A 17,677-nucleotide genomic window follows, 5' to 3' on the forward strand; every position below is an offset into this window, starting at 1 on the left:
GCGTCGCCGTGGCCGGCCAGCGGCTCGCCGAGGGGGGCGCCGGTGGCGGCGTCCCACAGGCGCAGGGTGCCGTCCTCGCCGGCGGAGAGGATCTCCCGGCCGTCACGGCTGAAGGTGACGCTGCGCACCAGGCCGTCGTGGCCGACGAGGGGCGGGGCCGCCGGGCGGCCGCGGGCCACGTCCCAGATGATGAGGGTGTCGTCCCAGCCGCCCGAGACGAGGCGTTTTCCATCCGGACTGAAGGCCACGCAGCGCACCGAATCGGTGTGGCCGATGAAGGGCTTGCCGATGGCGCGGCCGGTGGCCACGTCCCACAGGCGCAGGGTGTTGTCGTTGCTGCCGGTGACGAGGCGTTTGCCGTCCGGGCTGAAGGCGACGGCGGTGACGGCGTCCCGGTGGCCGGTGAGGGGCGGGACGGTGGGCTTGCTGGTGCGCACGTCCCACAGCATGGCGGTGCGATCGTCGCTGCCCGAGGCCACGAGGCTGCCGTCGGGGCTGTAGATGGCGCTGCGCACGGCGTCCATGTGGCCGGTGAAGGGGAAGGCGAGGGCCGGTTCGAGGGTGGTGTCGCCCACGTCCCAAAGGCGCAGGGTGGTGTCGTTGCTGCCGGTGATGAGGCTGCGGCCGTCGGGGCTGAAGGCGATCGCGCGGGTGGTGTTGGCGTCGGCTTCGATGGGTGCGCCCAGGGGGGTGGCGGTGCGGGCGTTCCAGAGCTGCAGGGTGTGGTCGTCGGCCACCGTGACGAGGCGCTCGCCGCCGGGGCTGACGGCCATCGCGATGAATTCGTCGGCGGTGCCCACGAGGCGCACCAGAAAGCGTTCGTGGCGCAGGCTGGCGAGAAGCTCGCCTTCGGCCTCGGCATCGGGCGGGCGTTCGGCGCCGCCCAGGCGCAGGGCGGCGAGCAGCTGGAGCAGGGCGCGTTCGTCGGGATCGGGGCGCAGCCCGGCGAGCATCGCGGAGGATTCGGCGCGCAGGCGCAGGCCGGTGGAGTTGCGCAGCTCGGCCACGGCGCGGGCTTCGGCGCGCTGGGCGCGCTGGGCTTCGGCGAGGGCTTCGTTGGCATGCTCGCGGGCCCGGTGTTCGGACCAGATCGAGCTGGCGGTGAGGGCCACCAGCGCCAGCCCGACGCCAGTCACCGTGGCTCGCCACCACTGGCTGGCGCGCATGTGGGTGGGGGCGAGGCACAGGCGCGTCACCACGTCGCGGCTGGCGATGCCGTGGGCGACGGCCTCGAGGGGTTCGTCGAGCCAGATGGTGTCGCCCACCGGGAGCCAGTTGCTGATGGCGGGAACGAGCTCCGGGTCGGTGAGGGCGCCGTCGATGCTGATGGGGATGATCGGCCGCTCGGGGTGCAGGGCGCGGAAGGTCTCGACCTCGGTTTGCACCCAGCCGGGGCGCTGGAGCATGCCCTTGTTGGCGATCACCACCAGGATGCGGGCGCGGGCGAGGGCGCGCTTGAGGGTTTCGTTGAGCTCGTCGCCGGGGGCGGCTTCGTCTTCGCTGTAGAACACCGCGAAATCCCGCTCGCGCAGCTGGCGGGCGAGGTCGGATGCGTAGGACTGGGTGCCCCGGGGCAGATGGCCGAGGGCGAAGGAGATGAACAGGTCGTAGCCGAACAGCCGCGCGGCGAAGGAGTGCCGCTCGCGAGGCGGGCGGCGCCGGTGTTCCGCCGGCTCGGGGGCAGCCGGCGGGGCGTTCTGGAGCGGGGCGGGCGGGTCGTTCATGGTTGGGCGCCGATGGGGTTCAGAGGAAGCCGCGCAGCTGCTGCTTCACATCCACGTAGCGCCTGGCGAAGGCTTCGCCGACCCGCCGGATCTCGGGGATGTGCTCGATGGAGTCGAGCGTCTGCACGTCGGCGGATTTGACGTCGGAGAGGCCCAGGGCGTCGAGGCCGGGCTGGCTCACGTCCGGGTCGTAGCGCACGTAGGCAAACTGCTTGGCGCCGGAGAAGGTGCCATCGCCCACCAGATCGCCCACTTCCCGGTCGATGGGGCGGCCGAAGCGGCATTCGCCCAGCACCCGGCAGGCCATGTCCCAGCCGGCGGCGGCGGCGTTCATCAGGGCGCCGGGCACGGTCTTGGCGGCGTCGAGCAGCCACATGTCTGCGGGCTTGAGGCCGGGGCGCACGGCCGGCGTGCTGCCGGTGCCGGTGGAGACGATGAGCAGCTGGTCGGTGCCGGTCTTCCAGTTGAGCTTGTAGGGCGCGGCGGTGACCATCTGGAAGGCCAGGAAGGCGGCGTTGTTGTAGGTGGTGACGCCGCCATCCACAAACACGAAGTCGTAGGCGTCCTTGCCCTTGCCGAGGGTCACCACCTCGGGCGGGAAGTAGGTGGGCGCGGCGGTGCTGGCGCGTACCAGCTGCCACAGGGGCAGCAGCAGGTTGCAGTCGGGGCGATTGCGCTGGTTGTACTTGGCGAAGGGGTTGTTGCTCACCGGCCAGGGCGAGTCGGTGGTGGCGTTCCGCATCACCATCATCAGCACCGAGCGCAGGCCGGGGCTGCCGAGGGTGGTGTCGCTGCCCAGCGCGGCGGAGAACTCGGTCTGGAGCTTTTTGGCTAGCGGCTCCTTGTTGTAGGAATAGTGCAGGCGCTTGAGCAGGGAGGCCTTGTCGAACATCTGCTTGCCGCCATCCACATAGAACTTGCGGATCTTGTCGGTGCTCATGCCAGCGGCGATGCAGGCGGCGATGATGGCCCCGGTGCTGGTGCCGCACACGAAGTCGAAGTAGTCGCACAGCAGCAGGTCGGGCTTTTTCAGTTCGGCCCGCAGGTCGGCTTCGAGCTTTGCCAGGATCTCGACACTCATCAGCCCGAGGATGCCGCCCCCGTCGCAGGAGAGGATCTTCTTCGGGCCGGGTGCGGTGATGCGCTTTTCGAGGGCGGTGGGCATGGCGGGTGTCCTTTCCTGCAGTTTTTTTGGGGATTACCACATCTTGCGGGTGTCGAGCCAGGTGACCTGTCCGGTGCGGCGCTTGACCTCTTCCACCAGGTGCTGGGTGCCGCCAGGGCCGTCGCCGCCGGCGCCGTTCCAGAGGCAGATGAAGCGGGTGCGCTGGATGCCGCAGGCGAGCGCGCTGTTGAGGAGCCACAGGTTGCAGCGCTCGAAGGCGTTGAGCGCGTTGCCGTGGCTGTCGCAGGGCAGGGGGCCGAGCTCGTCGGGCATCACGCGCGGGGGCTGGCACAGGGGGTTGTCGCGCAGGGCGAGGAAGCGCTTCCTCCAGTCGTCGCCGTTGGTGGCAGGGAGCACCGACGCGGTGATGAACTCGGGCTCGGGCAGGGGCAACAGGAGCTGCACCTTCATGCCGCGGGCGATGGCGGCCTCGGCAAACAGGATGTCGCCGCCCGAGGCGCCCTGGGTGAGGGCGAGATCGGCAGCGGTGGCGCCCAGATCGTCCAGCGCCTTGGCGATGGCGGCGGCGGCGATCGGTTCCTTGTCGGAGGGGAAGCGTGGCTGCTTGCGGTCGGGCGCGTCGATCATGTGGCCGGAGAACAGGAAGACTTTCTCGGGCTTCCAGCTTTCGGCGGGTTTCTGCAGACGGCCCAGGGCGCGTTCGAAGGTGGCGATGCCGGCGGCCACGCGATCCGGAGCAAATCCGATGGACTGCAGGAGGCGCAGCTGGCCGAGGGTCGAGTCGAGGGAGAACCAGTCCTTGTCGGCGAGGGCGATGGCCTCTTTGTAGGCGCGGGTGACGGTGGCGGCATCGCCGTCCAGCACGGCCAGATCGCCGAGGGTGGCGCGGCCCCAGTAGTTGTTGTTGGCGAGCAGTTCGCAGCCGGTGGCCCACGATACGCCGCCAGCCATGCAGTCGAGCTGGGCGTCGTAGGGCGAGGGCTGGCCGGTGAGATCCCGGTAGAGGTGGATGAGGGTGAGGGCGTTGATGCCCGAGTAGTAGTGGCCCGGCGCGGCGCGGAAGGCGGTGACGTAGGATTCGATCGCGGTGAGGAGCAGGGCGTCTTCGTAGCCGGCGTCGCTGCGTTTCTGCTCGGGCGTGCTGCCGTCGCGGTTCCAGGCCTCGACCCAGGCGTCCTTGTCGAGCCGGCCGAGCAGGGCCCAGGTTTCGACCTCCCGGGGGTGGTCGGCGAGGATCTTCTTGTAGATCGCCCGGGCGTCGTCGGCACGGCCGATGCGCTGCAGGCACATGCCCCGGTTGCGGGCCGCTTCGAGGTTGGTGGGGTCGAAGCGGCAGGCGGCTTCGAACTGCTCCAGGGCAAAGTTGAAGTGCCGGCCCTTCATCAGGGCCTTGCCGGCCAGGAGCCTGGCTTCGACCCGCAGGGCGGTGACCGGGGCTTCCTCGGCGAGCACCAGGATGTCTTCGGGGCGCTCGGCCTTGCGGGCCCGCTCGATCCAGGTGCTCCAGTCGTCGTAGTGGCGCCAGAACTCCCGCGCGGCGCCGGCGCGGAGGGATTTCCAGTCGGGCTCGGTGAGGTTGGGCAGCAGCGAATACACCGGGCTGACGATGCGCTCGGGGCCGGCGGCGAGGGTCTCGGCGGTCATCTCGGCGAGCGCGTCGATGTCGGCGGTGAGGAAGTCCGGATCAGGCGCGCCGTCCTTCAGGTGATAGCCGAGCTTGCGGTCGGTGTAGATGTCGAAGGGCTTGGTGCCCCGCGGGCCGAGGGTGAGGACCACGCCCCGGGCGCGCAGGGCGTGGCGTACGCCCAGTTCGTACCACACGTTGGGATTGTCGAGGGTGAGGTCCACCAGCACCAGGTCGGCCATCAGGAGTTCCTGGAACATGTCCACCCGGATGTCGCCGGCGCGCTGTTCCTCGTCGGCCCGGATCACGTCGAGCCCGGCATTTTCGAGGGCGGGGCGCAGGAGCTCGTCGTAGATGCGGTTGAAGTAGATCAGCTTGCCGTCCGGGTCGGCTTTGGTGCCGAAGGGCATCGCGACGAAGGCGTGGAGTTTCATGGCGGCGGGGCTTTCTGGGGCAGGGACGTTTATCCGGATGGCTTGTCCATCTTAGCCCCGGGGACGACAGCCTGCCAAGGAAGGTGGGCGTTGTTTCAATCGGCCTTGAAGCTGGATCCGCGCATCACCTGACAGATCTGCAGGCGGTATTCGGCGTAGAACGACTTGCGGCCTTCCTGCTTGGCGGCCACGTGATCCACCTGCCGGGCCCAGCCCTGCTGGCTGGCTTCGTCCTCGAACTCGACGATCGTCACCCGCTCGCCATCTTCGGCCACAAAGACCTTGTGGGACTTGTAGCCCGGCATGGCGCGAGCGAGTTCGCCCATCCTGGGTGCGAGGGCGTAGTAGGCATCGCGGCCCTCGTCTTTCAGGCGGGCGCGGAAAACGGTCAGCACCATGGCGTGTCTCCTGTGGCTGGATGATTCAGCATAGAGTCCGGCGGGGTGGTCAGCCGCGGATTTCGGGTTCTACAAGCTGGGCGAGCAGCTGGAGCGACTCCTGCCAGCCCAGGTAGCAGGCTTCGAGGGGGATCACCGCCGGGATGCCTTCCTGGACGATGTGGAGCTCCATCCCGCAGAAAACCTCGCGGATGACCACCGTCGTCTGCATCTGGCCCGGCAGGTTCGGGTCGTCGAAGGCGGCGGTGTAGCGCAGCTTCTGGTTGGGTTCGAGCTCGAGATATTCGCCGCCGAAGCTGTGGCTGTGGCCGGTGGTGAAGTTGGTGAAGGACATCCGGTAGCGGCCGCCCACCTGGGGTTCGAGCTGATGCACGGTGCCCACGAAGCCGTGGGGCGGCAGCCATTTTGCCCACGCGGCGGGGTCGAGAAAGGCGCGATAGACCCGCTCCGGCGTGCTGCGGATGACGCGGTGTAGCTGAATCTGTTGGGTGGTCATGATCGATCCTTGTGGTGGGGGAAGGCCCCCGGCTTGGATGACGCCGGGGCCAACGGGCTTCGACGGCCGCATTTGTGGCCACAAAGCCAGATCGGGAGCGACGCTATCGCAACCGTGCTTTCGATTATGCACTGATGTGTCTTATGTCTTTTTGAGTGGTCTATGCTGGAAGCAACCGGGATGACATGACGCGCTGATTCGACCTGGCAACAGCCGTCGCAAGCTAGGCATCCCGTCCCCCGCGTTCTGCCGGACGACGGCCGGGCGCGGGGCGTGATTTCCAGGTTCGGGCAAGGAGGCGGCGTCGGATTCAGGCGCCCCCGGGTTCGGCGGATACCGTCGGTATCGACCGCCTGCCCTCCGCAGTTCCGCCGGCGGGAGGGTATCTCCACAGGAGGACACAACATGCGAACGACAGCGAAATCGACACGGTGGCGCGTGACCGCCTGGGCAGCCTGCCTGCTGGCGGCGAGCCTGGCGCCTGACGCCGGTGCCCAGTACGCGGGCTCGTCGGCCATCACCACCTGGGGCGGCCAGTGCGGCGGCTCCCAGCGCAACTGGTGGGACGACATGTGCATGGCCTGGCGCCACAAGATGGGCGACAAGGGCTGGGTGCAATGGTGGCGCAATTTCCATCTGGTGCAGGGCAACCGCTACGCCGACAACCCGCCCAAATCGTGGGGCATCGACGACACCGGGAGCGGCATCGACTGGAACGACGCCGGTCTGATGTGCCTGCACGGTGGCTGGGGTTCTGGCCGCTGGACCGGCACGATCTACGACAAGGATCCGGACGGGAGCTGCTCGGCCAGTTCGAGCAAGATGCGGCTGGGCTGGAACTCCGGCGGGTGGATGCGTTTCATGCACCTGTCGTCGTGCAACAGCATCCGCTACAGCCAGCGCACCCAGTGGTTCGACGCCGCCCAGGGCGTGCATGTGATCACCGGCTTCCACGGCCTGATGTACATCGGTTCGTCGTATGTGGATGAGTACCGCGACCTCGCCAGCGAGGCGATGAACTCCCGCGGTGTGGCTCGGGCATGGATCGACAACATGCACCACGTGGACCACTGGTACAACTCCTACAAGACCATCTGCCCGGTGGCCGTCGGCTTTGGCGCGACGGCGGCGGCGGCCCAGGCCATCCACGACGAAACCTACAACGGCCACTGGGCTCACCCCACGCCCAACTGGATGCACACGCGCTGGAATTCGGGTTGCAACCCGGACGACGGCCCGGCGCTGCCCAACTGAGCCGATACCTGGAGGATTGGTCATGAAAACACGCTACATCGCATCCCTGCTGGTGCTGGCCTTTGCCACGGCCGGATCGCCAGCCTGGGCGCAGGCACAGACCCAGGACAACCCCCTCGGCACACCGGCCGCCGCGATCGGCAAGTTCTCCGAGAACTACGCCGAGGCGGTGCGCATGGCGCTGCCGCCCATCGACAGCGCCGGCCTCGCCAAGGTCATGGAGCGGGTGCAGGCGGCCGCAACAAATTCAAGGCCGCTGGCGATCTCGAACAGCGCCGAGCTTGAGAAGTTCTTCGGGCTGCGCAGCCGCAACCCCGACAAGTCCGGCGATTTCGTCGATGCGGGCGACGCGGTCTACCGCTTCGAGCCCCAGGCCGGCCGGCTCTACGTGACGTGGCGCCAGACCGACGTGAAGCCCGTCGCACGCGCCACCTTCGCCAGCCGCATCAAGGGCATCCGCGCCTCCCACGAGGCCCTCGCCAAACGGCTGGGCATCTCCGCCGATGAGGTAATGTTTACTGATTTCCGGGAGATCCTCACCAAGACCGACCGCCGCGTTCCGGCCTCGACGGCGGCCACCGCCGACACGCCCATCATGGCCGAAGGCGCCACCACCACGATGCTGCGGGCGGTGGGTGGCGTGCTGGTCGAAGGGAGCTACCTGCGCGTGAGCTCGCCGGACGCCCGTCGTATGAGCCTCGTGAAGGCCAGCTGGCCCCGGGTGCAGCTGGCAGATGCGTCGGCCCGACAACTGCGTGCGCCGAAGGACATGCTCGACGAGTTCGCCAAACGGGTCGCCAATGATTCCCGCGGCGTGCCGGTGAGCGTGCGCATGGCGGTGGTGCTGCGGCCGGCGGACCCGGCAAAACCGGGGATGTACGTGCCGTCGCTGAAGATCGGTGTCGAACCCAAAGCCATCAAGACCGCCGACGGCTATCGCACCGACGCGGGAATGGTCTATTACTCGGATCTGCTGAAGGACAGCCCGGCTTTTGTGGAGGCCTCGGGTGGCGATACCGCCGAGGCGGAAAAGGGAACCGCGCCAAACTGAGCGCGGCGCCTACCGGCGGCCGGGATTGCGCTGGGGCGGAAGGTAGATGCCTGCCTCCGCCTCGCGCCTTCGGGCGTCCTTCCGCGAGGGCCAGTCACCGCAACTACTGCTGCCGCAATCGGCCAGCCTGCACGCGCATTCCAGAGGCGTGCCGAGCGAGTTGCACGCATTGCACGACGGCAGGTGACAGCTGCCGTCGCAGGGCAGATCGCAGCCCACGTCGCACACGCCCCGCTGCGCAAGCGGTGGCAGCCGCAGTGGCGGCGAGAAACGCCGATGGGCCACGCCGCACAGCTGCGTTCGCGCCTGAAGCACCCTGACACCGCCAATCACCCCGAACCGCCGCACCGCCCGATACCCCAGCGCCGAACAGCTCTGCCGCCCGGTGTGGGTGCGGTAGGCGCAGCAGAAGCCTTTGTGGGGGGAGAGGTGACGCTGGTAGAAGCGGATGAGGCTGAGGGCGAGACGGCGCATGGGTGAAGGTTAACGCACGCACAGGAGGGCGAGAAGGGACGATCCGGATGTTGCCTATTCGCCAAGGGTACGTTCGAGAAGACTGAGCGCCTGCCGGCCTTGGCTGGAATAACGATTACTTCGGCGCACCTGCTTCAAGCCCCTTCAGATCTTCTTGCGAGTATAGAAAACCATTCATCTTGCCCTGCTGGTAGCTGCCCTCCTGACACTCGCTATATTGATCACGGTCACCAGGATTGGCATCAAGAGCAGCCTTCGTGTTTGGCTTGGAGTAGAAGATCTTGCTCTCGTAATAGCTGGAAATATCGGGCCTCGGCTTTGATGCCAGAACTTTTTCTATTCGACCGTTCCACATGCTCATGTAGGCGTAACGAAATCCCTCCTGGAATTTGTTGAAACTGCAGACTGACTTCAAGTCTGTTTTTCTTATGTCTACTGTTTTGACAAATCCAGAAGGGTCGCCAATGACAAGCTTTGGCTCTGGCTTGCTGGGTTGCGTGACACATCCGGGAAGAAGGGAAATCAGGCTGAGGGAAATAAGGAGTCTGTGAGTCATGGGGATGTCAGAGCGTGAGTGGAACTTGAAGGTTTTGCCTTCCCAAGTCACAGGATTATTCGAGCTTCGGCACAGATCCGGTGCGATGGCGAGTAGTGCTCATTTGCCTGAATACTGGGATGTACGGACGGTGGCCCCGGTTGGAAGCGCGGCAGTTTGGAGTTCCTCGGTATATTCGGTATCGCCGACATAGAGGATTGTGGCGCCAATCAGGGAGTCATCGGCGGCTATTTGAAGCGCCAGCACTACAGCGGACGCTGTAAGGTTGGGGTCTGGGCCAATTACCGCCAGGTTTGCTCTGGCTTTTGCAGCAGCCAGGAATTTCTGCGTCAAGAGCGCGGCGGTTGCGCCGACATGCGAACCCGCAGGGACGACCGCTAAATGGAAAGTCTGTTTGTCCCGGTCCGAAATCTTCGCTGCATCGTTTATTGCCGTGCCCGTGACGAACTCCCCGGCGGAAGCGGATGATGCAAAGACGTGAATGATAAACAACAAGGCAACGGCGATCCGCATGTTCCGAGCTTTCCTGGAGGCTTGGGGTGAAGTCAATTCGACCTGCCCGGTTTGCGGCGCAGATTGGCTTGACCGACTGGAAAAAGACTTCGCCTCGCTCGCCCGGTGGGCTTTCCGCCGGGGATCTGGATGCCGGGACTGAAGCGTCGACGTTCAGTCCGAACGGCGATGAGGCAAATTGAAATGGATATTACAATGGTTTGTCCCGATCTGGCAAAGATCGACCTCGTGGCCTGCGTGGCGGACACGGTGATCGGGATTGAAGCCCGTTTCGGTAGCCCCGCTCTCTGGGGACGCCTGGTTTTGCATCCGACGACGAGAAGGACGAAGACCGAGGACAGGCGTTGTCCGCCGATCCGAAACTGCGCAGCCTTGAGCTGACTTGCCCAAGGCTGCGTGATGAGTTTCAGGTGGGGGAATGGCTAATGCCAGTCGCGCATGGCGCGAATCAAGCATATTGGCAGCGCACCAGATGCCCGCTGTCCATGTAGGTGATCTCGAAGATGTAAGGATCGCCGTTTTGTCTCTGTTTGATATAGAAGTGAAACGCCACCCCGTCCGCATCTCGTCCGGTGAAATGCAGGATAAAGCCACCGCCGACCTGATCTTCAGGTTGATGCGTTCCCTGCTCGATCGTCACGACATTGACTGAGTCATGGATATCCTGCGCATTCTTGAAGAGCTTGGTCGTCCATTGATCGTGATAATGATCCTTGGCATCCCACAGCGCCGAAATGATGGCCTTGCTGTCGAAGGATTCCAGATATGCCGCGTAGTGCCCGTACTTGCTGGCATATTTCTGTATCTCCAGATTCCATCCCTTCTTGAAATCAAGCATTTTGTGCCTCCAATTTGACTGATTCATTGCGCGAAGTAGACGTCATCACCTGAAGCCTTCAGCGTCTTGCACGATAAGCGCGCGAACTGCCGGCCTGTGCTCGGCGGTCGAGCAAAAGACAAGAATTTGCGTGCTGTAAATCGTTGATGCTTCCCGCTGGAGGCACGTTGGCGCCTCGGTGCCTGGATCCGGGGCGGGAGCAGATCAGGGTTTATAAGCCAGCGTCGGAAAGGCGAGCAGGTGTATGTCTTACGGATTTAAGGCCACGATTCAGTGAAATGCAAGTGGAGTTTAGGGTGTGCGTTCATCGTCAGCCGGAGCGGGGAACGGCGTCCGGGGCTCGGCTGGCAGGGGTCGAGTTCTGCGGGGCGGGGAAAGCCCGGCGCAGCGTCCCTGGCTTTGATAAACCTTCCGGGGTTGGGTGGTGAGCCTCTACGCGCCCGATTATTTCCGGGGGCACCTGGAAAATATCCGCGGAGGGGTTTTTAATCCCTCGCCGTATTTAAAATGATCAAAATTCGACGAGCGTCGTTTTTGATCGGTAATTTATTAATCCCAAATCTGGCTGATTAAACTCCGTCGAGTGTCGGGAAAATTCTGGTTCGTATTAAAAAATATGCGCCGAGTGATTAATTAATTCCGTTTTTTCACAGCGTCAGGTTTTGTCCGTGATTTTTAATTTGCTCGAATTGATTAAAAAATTGCTCTGAGGGATTAATTAATTGCTCGCAGGGTTTTTTCTGCGTTTGGACGTGAAAAAGGCGGGTTGCCCCGCCTTTTTGTCTGACTGCCTCAGGTTCGGCCCGCAGTAAAGTTGCCTTTGCGTGGGCCGACGACCACTGGCGATGGGGTGCCGTCAGTAAATCTCCCGCGTCTCCAGGAACTTGATGTTCGGGAAGCGTTCCTGGGCCATCTGCAGGTTCACCCGGTTGGGGGCGAGGTAGACGTAGTCGCCGTTGCCGTCCAGCGCCATGTTGGCGGGGGATTTGTCGGCGAGGGCGCGCAGGTCGGCGTCGGAGCCGCGCAGCCAGCGGGCGGTGGCGTAGCTGCAGGATTCGAACATCACGTCCACGCCGTATTCGAACTCCAGCCGGTGGGCCACCACGTCGAACTGCAGGGTGCCCACGGCGCCGAGGATGAGTTCGTTGGTGGTGGTGGGGCGGAAGAGCTGGGTGGCGCCTTCCTGGGCGAGCTGCTCGAGGCCCTTCTGCAGCTGCTTCATCTTGAGGGGGTTCTTGATCTGGGCGCGGCGGAAGTGCTCGGGCGCGAAGCTCGGGATGCCGGTGAATTGCAGGTCTTCGCCTTCGGTGAAGGTGTCGCCCAGGTGGATGGTGCCGTGGTTGGGGATGCCGATGATGTCGCCGGCCCAGGCTTCGTCGGTGGTGTTGCGGTCCTGCGCCATGAAGGTGATGGCGTTGTTGATGGCGAGGCTCTTGCCGGTGCTCACCTGCTTGAGCTTGCCGCCGCGCTCGAAGCGGCCGGCGCACACGCGGATGAAGGCGATGCGGTCGCGGTGCTTCGGGTCCATGTTGGCCTGGATCTTGAACACGAAGCCCGAGAACTTGGGCTCGATGGGTTCGACCATGCGGGTCTTGGCGGGGCGGGCCAGGGGCGCGGGGGAGAGCTCCACCACCGCATCCAGCAGGCTCTGCACGCCGAAGTTATTGACCGCCGAGCCGAAGAACACCGGGCACTGCTTGCCTTCCAGGTAGGCCTCGCGGTTGAAGGTGTGGGAGGCGCCGCGGACGAGCTCGATGTCCATGCGCAGCTCGTCGGCCTGTTCGCCGATCACTTCATCGAGGCGCGGGTTGTCGAGGCCCTGGATGATCTCGGAGGTGCCTTTTTCGGCCTGGGGGTCGAAGAACTGGATGGTGTCGGTGTAGAGGTGATACACGCCGCGGAAGCGCTTGCCCATGCCGATGGGCCAGGTCATGGGCGCGCACTGGATGCCCAGCACGGATTCGATTTCGTCGAGCAGCTCGATGGGCTCGCGGCCTTCGCGGTCGAGCTTGTTGATGAAGGTGACGATGGGCGTGTCGCGCAGGCGGCACACGTTGAGCAGCTTGATCGTCTGGGCTTCGACGCCATTGACCGAGTCGATGACCATGACCGCCGAGTCGACTGCGGTGAGGGTGCGGTAGGTGTCTTCCGAGAAATCCTCGTGGCCCGGGGTGTCGAGCAGGTTGATGACGCAGTCGCGGTACGGAAACTGCATCACCGACGAGGTGACCGAGATGCCCCGCTGCTTTTCCAGCTCCATCCAGTCGGAGGTGGCGTGGCGCGCGGCCTTGCGGGCGCGGATTTCGCCGGCCACCTGGATCGCGCCGCCGAACCACAGCAGCTTTTCGGTCAGGGTCGTCTTGCCCGCGTCGGGGTGGGAGATGATCGCGAAGGTGCGACGGCGGGCGATTTGCTGGACGGCTGCAGACATGGCGGGATACGGCGAATGCGAAAAACCCGCGATTATACAGGGCGATGCGCTCGCGCCGGTGGCGGCGTTGGGCTAGAACTCGAGCAGCATCAGCCGCCGCCCGCCGGCGTCGTGCTTGCCAGCCATGCGGAAACCCAGCCGGTTGAAGCGGCGGCTCCGGGCGGTGGAGACGAGCAGCCGGCCGTGTTCGAAGTTTTCCATCAGCCACGCGATGCGGGTGGCGATCAGCGCCCGGGCGATGCCCTGGCCGCGGGCGTGTTCGGTAACGGCCGAGAGGTACAGGATGTGGGTGTCGCTGGCCCAGTCGGCCGCCTTGATGCCGCCCACGCCTACCAGCTCGTCCTGCTGGCGGGCGATGAAGAACTGGCGATAAAAGGGCATCGGCGCGGGCGCGAGCTGGTCGATGAGGCGCTCGCGGCCGTAGCGGGCCGGGTCGGCAAAGGCGGCGAGGAGGACGTCCGCCGCGGCTTCGCGGTCGGCGTCGTCCATCGGGCTGATGAGGATGTCGTCCTTGATGATGTGTCCCCTGGCGGGCCGGTGGCGGGACATGCATTGGAGCGCGGCCTTGTTGCAGCGGTGTTGCAGCGGCGGTGCGACAATCGGGGGCATTCCCCTGCCTGGAGAGATGCGCATGAAGTTTTCGGTCCTGTCGTGGAACATCGAGCATTTCAAGGGCGGTGCGACCCGCCTTAAAAAGGTGGCCAGCCACATCAAGAAGCAGAAGCCGGATGTCTTTGCCCTGCTGGAAATCGAGAACGTGAACGTGCGGGCGCTGATGGAGCAGGCGTTTGCCGGCTACGACTTCGCGCTGACCGACGGGCCCCAGGTGCAGGAGATCCTGGTGGGCTGGCGGCGCACCGCCTTCGAGCAGGCGGTGTTTTCCCAGAAGCGGGAGTTCGACGTGGGCAACGACCGCCTGCGGCCCGGCGCGCTGCTGAGCGTGAAGCACGCCGGCATCTGGTACAACCTGCTGTTTCTTCACACCGACAGCGGCACCGACGCGCCGGCCTTTGGCAACCGGGTCGAGATGTTCGACAAAGCCTGGAGTCTCAAGGCGGCGCTGGATCGCAACCTGGGCGGCGAGGGCGCGTCGCGGCTGGTGGTGATGGGCGATCTGAACACCATGGGCCTGATGTTCCCGCGGCCGGCCAAGAAGTTCCTGCGGGTGGATGCGCCCACCGAGATCGCCGCGCTGGCCGAGGCGGCGGAAGGCGCCGGGATGAAGCTGCTCACCAAGGATCGCGAGGCCACCTGGAAGGGCTCGGCGGGGGAATCCAACCTCGATCACGCCATCGCGTCGGCGTCCCTCAGCTTCAGCCGCTTCGGCACCGCGGCCGATGCGCCCCAGGTGAAGGTGAAGGGCTGGCCCGACCTGACCGGTGCTGCCCAGGCGGGCTTTCTCGCGGACGTGTCGGACCACGCCTCGCTGTATCTGGAGATCGCCTGAGCGGCGTTGCCCCGTTCAGAAGGGCCGGGCGAGGCGGCGGGATTCCTTCGGATCGCGGAAGACCAGCGGTCGGGCGTTGTCGGGTTGCTCCGCCGCGGCCAGCGCCGTGGTGACGAGGTGGTGATCGGGCGACTTGGGGCACACCGGGTCGGTGGCGTCCGGGTTGCCGGTGAGCATGAAGGCCTGGCAGCGGCAGCCGCCGTGGTCCTTGTCCTTGTCGTCGCAGGTCTGGCAGGTTTCGGGCAGCCAGGCGGTGCCGCGGTAGCGGTTGAAGAGCGGCGAGTCGCGCCAGATCCACTCGATGCTGTGCTCGCGTACGTCGGGGAATTCCAGCCCCGGCAGCATCCGCGCGGTGTGGCAGGGCAGGGCGAGGCCATCCGGGGTGACGGCGAGGAAAACTTCGCCCCAGCCGTTCATGCACTTCTTGGGTTTCTTCGACTGGTAATCCGGCGTGACGAACAGGATGCGCATGGCCTTGCCGAGCTTCTCACGCCAGCGCTCGGTGACACGCTCGGCCTCGGCCAGCTGGGCGGCGGTGGGCATCAGCGTGGCGCGATTGAGGAAGGCCCAGCCGTGGTACTGGGTGTTGGCGAGCTCGAGGAACTCGGCGCCAATCTCGGCGGCCATCTCGATGATGCGGTCCAGGTGGTCGATGTTGCCCCGGTGGAGCACGCAGTTGATCACCGTGGGGTAGCCGGCGGCCTTGGTGAGGTCGGCCACCTTGCGCTTGAGGTCGAAGGTGCGGGTGTTGGTGATGAGGTCGTTGGCCTCGCGGGTGGCGTCCTGAAACGAGAGCTGGATGTGGTCGAGCCCGGCTTCCTTCAGCGCGGCCAGGCGCGCCTCGGTGAGGCCCACGCCGGAGGTGATGAGGTTGGTGTAGAAGCCGAGGTTGCGCGCCTCGGCTACCAGGATCTCGATGTCGTCCCGCAGCAGCGGCTCGCCGCCCGAGATGCCGAACTGCGCCGCGCCCATCGCCCGGGCCTGGCGGATCACCGACAGCCAGTCGTCGGTGGAGAGCTCGGGCCCGGCCTGGGCAAAATCCACCGGGTTGTAGCAGAAGCTGCAGTGCAGCGGGCAGCGGTAGGTGACCTCGGCCAGCAGCCAGAGGGGGCCGGGGCGGGGTGGGACGAGCAGGGTTTCCATCACGCGGGCTTCCAGACGATCCAGTTCTGGGCTTCGGCCATCGTCAGGAAGGCCTCCACGTCGGAGGCGAGGCCGGTGGCGTTGAAAGCGGCTTCCAGGTCGGCCACGATGGCGGCGACGTCCCGCTGGCCGTCGCAGCGCTTGAGGATCTCGCCGGCGCTCTGGTTGAGCTTCACCATGCCTTCCGGGTAGAGCAGCACGTGGGCCTGCTGGGCCGGCTCCCACTGGAAGCGGTAGAGGCGGTGGATGGCGGGGCGCATGAGATGCTCCTGTAGGCCGGAATGTGGATTGGACTGTAGGTTGGACTGTAGGTCGGACTTCAGTCCGACATCGCGTGTTCAGCAATGCACGGGGTTGTCGGACTGAAGTCCGACCTACAGATCGACCTACAGGGGCGTGGGTTTTACTTCACGCCACCTTCGAGGCCATAGCGCAGGGCCATCGCGTCGTTCATGGACCACAGGATGTCGAGCTTGAACTTGAGGATGTCCAGGGCCTTGAGCTGCGCGGCGCGGGTGTCGAAGTAGGCGAGGGTGATCGCCAGCCCCTGTTCCACGTCGCGGCGGGCCTGGGTGACGCGGTTGCGGAAATACTGCAGCCCTTCGGATTCGATCCACGGGTAGTGCTCCGGCCAGTTGGCGAGGCGCTGCTTGTGGATGGTGGGCGCGAAGAGTTCGGTGAGGCTGGAGCACACCGATTCCTGCCACGGGCGCTGGCGACAGAAGTTGAGGTAGGCGTCGCAGGCGAAGCGAACGGCGGGGATCACGTGGCGCTGGTCGACGATCTCCTCGCGGGTGAGGCCCACGGCCTCGCCGAGGCGAATCCACGCCTCGATGCCGCCGGCGTCGTCCCCGTGGCCGTCGTGGTCGAGGATGCGCTGGATCCACTCGCGCCGCACCTCGCGGTCGGGGCAGTTGGACATCACCGCCGCGTCCTTCTGGGGGATGATGATCTGGTAGTAGAAGCGGTTGGCCACCCAGCCCTGGATCTGCTCGCGGCTGGCCTTGCCGGTGTTGAGCATCACGTTGAACGGGTGGTGGATGTGGTAGGCCGCGCCCTTGTCGCGCAGCTGGGCTTCGAATTCTTCGGGCGTCCAGGGTTTGGGAGCGTTCACAGTTCGATCTCCATGCCGTCGTAAGCCACCTCGATGCCGGCGGCGGTGAGGATGGCCCGCTCCGTCGAGCCTTCGTCGAGGATCGGGTTGGTGTTGTTGATGTGGATGAGGATGCGGCGCACGTGGCGGGGCAGGCGGGCGAGCTGCTCGATCATGCCGCCGGGGCCGCTCTGGGCCAGGTGGCCGATGTCGCGGGCGCGCTTCTTCGAGAGCCCCATCGCGATCATCTCGTCGTCGGTCCAGAAGGTGCCGTCCACCATCACGCAATCGCTGCTGGCCATGGTGGCGAAGAGGGCTTCGTCGATCTCGGCGAGGCCCGGCGCGTAGAACACCCGGCGGCCGGTGGCGGGGTCGGCGATCACCAGCCCCACGTTGTCGCCGGGCACCGGCGCGCCCCGATGGGGCGAGTAAGGCGGCGCTGCCGAGACCAGCGGGAGGGCCTGCCAGTCGAGGCTCTCGGCGCCTTGCGGGTGGAAGTGCCGGCCATCGTCAGGGATGGGCTGGCGGTCCACGCCGCAGTAGTGTTCGAGCAGATGCAGGATCGGGTTGCCGCGGGTGAGGTCTTCATACACCGGGTCGGTGGTCCAGATCGGCCACGGGCTGCCTTTTTCGCGCAGCATGTAGAGCCCGGTGGTGTGGTCGATCTGGGCATCCACCAGCACCACGGATTCCACCCCGCAGCCGCGCAGCCCGTCCGCCGGCCAGCTGCCGGGAAAGGCCTGAAACTGCTGGAGGATGTCCGGCGAGGCATTGACCAGCGTCCACCGGCGGCCGGTGGCGCTTACCGCAATGGACGACTGGGTGCGGCGCAGAAAGCCGGGCTCGTCGGCGCGCACGGCCTGGCAGTTGGTGCAGTTGCAGTTCCACTGGGGAAACCCGCCGCCGGCGGCGGAGCCGAGAACTCGGATGAACATGGCGATGCCCTGAGGGGCGTTTGCGGCCGGGGGGCCGTGCCGCAAACGCGGGGTGGCTTACTTGGCGGCGATGTACATCGTGATTTCGAAACCGAAACGCAGATCGCAGGCTTGGGGGGTGGTCCAGGTCATGGCTTGTC

The 17,677-nt window shown here is 65.6% G+C and carries 19 protein-coding genes; 3 read left to right on the forward strand and 16 right to left on the reverse strand.

Features of this window, described 5'->3' with window-relative positions; translation table 11 throughout:
- From QQK25_RS13735 to QQK25_RS13755, 5 genes are all read right to left on the reverse strand, one after another.
- A partial coding sequence (locus tag QQK25_RS13735; protein ID WP_284188421.1) for a toll/interleukin-1 receptor domain-containing protein occupies positions 1 to 1,724 on the reverse strand: 1,724 nt, incomplete at its 3' end.
- Positions 1,725 to 1,743: 19 nt separating this feature from the next.
- A complete protein-coding gene (locus QQK25_RS13740; RefSeq protein WP_284188422.1) occupies positions 1,744 to 2,889 on the reverse strand; it encodes a patatin-like phospholipase family protein in 1,146 nt (381 codons plus the stop codon).
- A 33-nt stretch (positions 2,890 to 2,922) separates the two neighbouring features.
- Entirely contained in the window at positions 2,923 to 4,908 is a 1,986-nt protein-coding gene (locus QQK25_RS13745) for a tetratricopeptide repeat protein (RefSeq protein WP_284188423.1), read from the reverse strand.
- A gap of 95 nt (positions 4,909 to 5,003) precedes the next feature.
- Positions 5,004 to 5,306: an antibiotic biosynthesis monooxygenase family protein gene (locus QQK25_RS13750; RefSeq protein WP_284188424.1), complete on the reverse strand. Its 303-nt coding sequence runs from the start codon at positions 5,304 to 5,306 to the stop codon at positions 5,004 to 5,006.
- A 49-nt stretch (positions 5,307 to 5,355) separates the two neighbouring features.
- Positions 5,356 to 5,802, reverse strand: coding sequence for an SRPBCC family protein (locus QQK25_RS13755; protein ID WP_284188425.1), 447 nt, complete (start codon positions 5,800 to 5,802; stop codon positions 5,356 to 5,358).
- Between the two features lie 405 nt (positions 5,803 to 6,207).
- Here QQK25_RS13755 and QQK25_RS13760 point away from each other — a divergent pair, with 405 nt between their 5' ends.
- Together QQK25_RS13760 and QQK25_RS13765 are read left to right on the forward strand one after the other, a co-directional pair.
- Entirely contained in the window at positions 6,208 to 7,056 is an 849-nt protein-coding gene (locus QQK25_RS13760) for a hypothetical protein (protein WP_284188426.1), read from the forward strand.
- A gap of 22 nt (positions 7,057 to 7,078) precedes the next feature.
- Complete coding sequence (locus QQK25_RS13765) at positions 7,079 to 8,107, forward strand: hypothetical protein (protein WP_284188427.1); 1,029 nt, start codon at positions 7,079 to 7,081, stop codon at positions 8,105 to 8,107.
- A 9-nt stretch (positions 8,108 to 8,116) separates the two neighbouring features.
- Here QQK25_RS13765 and yidD read toward each other — a convergent pair whose 3' ends face one another.
- From yidD to QQK25_RS13790, 6 genes are all read right to left on the reverse strand, one after another.
- On the reverse strand, positions 8,117 to 8,581 hold the full coding sequence (gene yidD, locus QQK25_RS23650) for a membrane protein insertion efficiency factor YidD (protein WP_368736557.1): 465 nt from the start codon (positions 8,579 to 8,581) through the stop codon (positions 8,117 to 8,119).
- Positions 8,582 to 8,696: 115 nt separating this feature from the next.
- Complete coding sequence (locus QQK25_RS13770) at positions 8,697 to 9,137, reverse strand: hypothetical protein (RefSeq protein ID WP_284188428.1); 441 nt, start codon at positions 9,135 to 9,137, stop codon at positions 8,697 to 8,699.
- A 99-nt stretch (positions 9,138 to 9,236) separates the two neighbouring features.
- Positions 9,237 to 9,650: a hypothetical protein gene (locus QQK25_RS13775; RefSeq protein WP_284188429.1), complete on the reverse strand. Its 414-nt coding sequence runs from the start codon at positions 9,648 to 9,650 to the stop codon at positions 9,237 to 9,239.
- A 448-nt stretch (positions 9,651 to 10,098) separates the two neighbouring features.
- On the reverse strand, positions 10,099 to 10,488 hold the full coding sequence (locus QQK25_RS13780; protein ID WP_284188430.1) for a hypothetical protein: 390 nt from the start codon (positions 10,486 to 10,488) through the stop codon (positions 10,099 to 10,101).
- An 856-nt stretch (positions 10,489 to 11,344) separates the two neighbouring features.
- The gene (locus QQK25_RS13785; RefSeq protein ID WP_284188431.1) at positions 11,345 to 12,919 is read right to left on the reverse strand and encodes a peptide chain release factor 3; all 1,575 of its coding nucleotides are present in this window, start codon (positions 12,917 to 12,919) and stop codon (positions 11,345 to 11,347) included.
- 72 nt (positions 12,920 to 12,991) lie between these two features.
- Positions 12,992 to 13,528 carry a GNAT family N-acetyltransferase gene (locus QQK25_RS13790; RefSeq protein ID WP_284188432.1) on the reverse strand — a complete coding sequence of 179 codons (537 nt, stop codon included), beginning with the start codon at positions 13,526 to 13,528 and terminating at the stop codon, positions 12,992 to 12,994.
- A gap of 22 nt (positions 13,529 to 13,550) precedes the next feature.
- On the opposite strand from QQK25_RS13790, the gene QQK25_RS13795 reads away from it, so the two are divergent.
- On the forward strand, positions 13,551 to 14,366 hold the full coding sequence (locus QQK25_RS13795) for an endonuclease/exonuclease/phosphatase family protein (RefSeq protein WP_284188433.1): 816 nt from the start codon (positions 13,551 to 13,553) through the stop codon (positions 14,364 to 14,366).
- Positions 14,367 to 14,381: 15 nt separating this feature from the next.
- Here QQK25_RS13795 and pqqE read toward each other — a convergent pair whose 3' ends face one another.
- The 5 genes from pqqE to pqqA all read right to left on the reverse strand — a co-directional run bounded on the left by pqqE (position 14,382) and on the right by pqqA (position 17,669).
- Entirely contained in the window at positions 14,382 to 15,509 is a 1,128-nt protein-coding gene (gene pqqE / locus QQK25_RS13800; protein ID WP_284188434.1) for a pyrroloquinoline quinone biosynthesis protein PqqE, read from the reverse strand.
- The gene (gene pqqD, locus QQK25_RS13805) at positions 15,509 to 15,769 is read right to left on the reverse strand and encodes a pyrroloquinoline quinone biosynthesis peptide chaperone PqqD (protein ID WP_284188435.1); all 261 of its coding nucleotides are present in this window, start codon (positions 15,767 to 15,769) and stop codon (positions 15,509 to 15,511) included. Before pqqD ends, pqqE begins: the two co-directional genes overlap by 1 nt.
- A gap of 143 nt (positions 15,770 to 15,912) precedes the next feature.
- Positions 15,913 to 16,623: a pyrroloquinoline-quinone synthase PqqC gene (gene pqqC / locus QQK25_RS13810; protein ID WP_284188436.1), complete on the reverse strand. Its 711-nt coding sequence runs from the start codon at positions 16,621 to 16,623 to the stop codon at positions 15,913 to 15,915.
- Positions 16,620 to 17,537: a pyrroloquinoline quinone biosynthesis protein PqqB gene (pqqB, locus tag QQK25_RS13815; RefSeq protein ID WP_284188437.1), complete on the reverse strand. Its 918-nt coding sequence runs from the start codon at positions 17,535 to 17,537 to the stop codon at positions 16,620 to 16,622. The genes pqqC and pqqB overlap by 4 nt, the downstream gene beginning before the upstream one ends.
- A 57-nt stretch (positions 17,538 to 17,594) precedes the next feature.
- On the reverse strand, positions 17,595 to 17,669 hold the full coding sequence (pqqA, locus tag QQK25_RS23655) for a pyrroloquinoline quinone precursor peptide PqqA (RefSeq protein WP_139379539.1): 75 nt from the start codon (positions 17,667 to 17,669) through the stop codon (positions 17,595 to 17,597).
- Positions 17,670 to 17,677 lie beyond the last annotated feature (8 nt).

It is taken from the genome of Zoogloea oryzae, assembly GCF_030161255.1.
GTDB lineage: Bacteria > Pseudomonadota > Gammaproteobacteria > Burkholderiales > Rhodocyclaceae > Zoogloea > Zoogloea oryzae.